3 protein-coding genes are annotated in these 1,983 nt (G+C 31.3%); all 3 read right to left on the reverse strand.

The genetic code is table 11. The features are described 5' to 3' along the window. Positions 1–229: 229 nt before the first annotated feature. A complete protein-coding gene (locus FHP04_RS14240) occupies positions 230–928 on the reverse strand; it encodes a hypothetical protein (protein WP_139856819.1) in 699 nt (232 codons plus the stop codon). A 147-nt stretch (positions 929–1,075) separates the two neighbouring features. Then, complete coding sequence (locus FHP04_RS14245) at positions 1,076–1,573, reverse strand: HepT-like ribonuclease domain-containing protein (protein ID WP_139856820.1); 498 nt, start codon at positions 1,571–1,573, stop codon at positions 1,076–1,078. A 6-nt stretch (positions 1,574–1,579) separates the two neighbouring features. Continuing rightward, complete coding sequence (locus FHP04_RS14250) at positions 1,580–1,837, reverse strand: hypothetical protein (protein WP_139856821.1); 258 nt, start codon at positions 1,835–1,837, stop codon at positions 1,580–1,582. Positions 1,838–1,983: the final 146 nt, after the last annotated feature.

Below are 1,983 nucleotides of genomic sequence, written 5' to 3' on the forward strand. Positions count from 1 at the left end.
CAACCAGTCCTACCATAAAATACTGATTATTTTCCTTCCAAATTCGCGCGCTTTACTGATTTTTTAAATAACCTAGCAAGCAAGGGTTATTGCACACAACGGTCTTGTATAACAATCAGTTGCGGATTGGTTGAAAACTAAGATAGCTAAAATTACCGACTTTTATGCTTGCGCGGTTGTGTCCGCAGGACACAAAGCCGCAATTGTTGTTATACGGTGTTAGCTATAGTTATTTTAGTTTTTTATACTCAATCCAATCTTCCATTTCTGTCATAAAACTTTCTGCAAGTCCAATGTCAGAATTGTGGATTGCATCGATATTTTCTATATCAAACTCAATCCATTTATTCCAAAAATCAGTTACTATTCTAAACAATTCAGGCTCTTTTTTTTCAAGTAGTTTAAGATGTTCCTCATAATTGTTATCAACGTGGTCAGCGTAAATTGAGATAAGGTATCCAATAAATCTATTAATTGAGTCAGGTTTGTATTTACTCAAGAATTTTAGATGTAGCTTTTTAATATCTTCAATTGAGCACTTTTCTTCAATTCCATTCATTATAAATTTTTCCGGACTAAAACCCATTTCCAAATATTTCGGATACATTTTGTAATGGTCGAAACAATTTTCAATGTAATCACATAAAAACTTATTAAAGACCTTGCTCAATTTCCAATCAGATTGAAACGATAAGAATATATGATTTCCAATAATATAATTGAATTTATTTAGCCAAATATGAAGTAATTCGTGAGCAATTGATTCATTGTCTACAATATTCGGATTATAAAAAATTGTTGATTTTCCGTTTTGAGTAAAGACCTCACAATAATTAATATCCTTTTGTTGAAAATCGATTTCAAATTCTTTTCTTAATTCAGTTAAGAGTTCAGAAGTATTTGTGTCTAATGTATTTTCTATGTTCATTTATAATTATAGCTAACGGTCTCGGCTATGATTTCGTTGCGGAAAAATCCGCAGGATTCTTTCCGCCGTAGCCGAAAGATAGCAAATTTGCGGTGAATTCCGATTAGGAATTCAACCGCAATGAATTATAGCCATTGTTGTACAACGTTATTTTTTTCTTACAGTCCAAATGGATTTACTTGTTTTTATAGGGTATTTATAATCTGTTGTATAAATTATTTTCTTCTTTTTCGGTTCTTTTGTTTTCTTTATTGATGTTGGTTTAGTTTTATTAGGGTAAAACTCTTTAAAGTATAATTTTTCTAATTCATTAAATAGTGATTTAATAGACTCAAAGTCACTATTGGATTTGCTATTTATTAATTCCCAAATTACTTCTGGTGGATTTTCGTCTAAAATCAAGTAGAAAAACCAAGGGAAATCAGCATATTTTTGTCCCAAGTTTGAAGATAGGTCTTTTGCTGCAATTCCAATACATTGAAGTCTATGATAAACTGCGTCCTGAATTAATAGTTCGTTCTCAAATTCTTTTTCTGTAAAATTCTCTGTGTAGCTTAATATATATTCAAATGAACCTAGAATATACTCAAAGAGTTGTTTGTTAGATAAATTAGTTCTGTTCTTTTTTGGGTATTTTTTAGTCATAATATTTTAATCAATTTTTTTGATAAACTGATTTTTTGCACGCAAGTAGATTCGTCCGTCTGGCTTTTGGCAAACTTTTACATTTTCGGTTATGAATTTAGTTCCGATTGGATGTGATTCTCTCTCGGTTTTACTACATTCAATTACCAAGTTTGTCGGTAAGTTTTGTCCATTTAATGGCCTAACTCTAATTCTTCCAGTTTCTCGGTCTTTAAAGTTTTCGCATTTTATGTTTTGGTAATAATTGCCTACAATTAACTTCATTCTATTAAATTTTCGTTATTCGGTCATAATGTTGTACAACGGTTTGGCTATGAGCAGGCGGGCTTTAAAAGCTACTTACCTGTCAGCCGAGACCAAAGTTTATTAAATGTATTATTGTTTCGTTTTGCACTGTCCGCCCGCTTGCT

The organism is Aequorivita sinensis, assembly GCF_006346335.1.
GTDB classification, from domain to species: Bacteria; Bacteroidota; Bacteroidia; order Flavobacteriales; family Flavobacteriaceae; genus Aequorivita; species Aequorivita sinensis.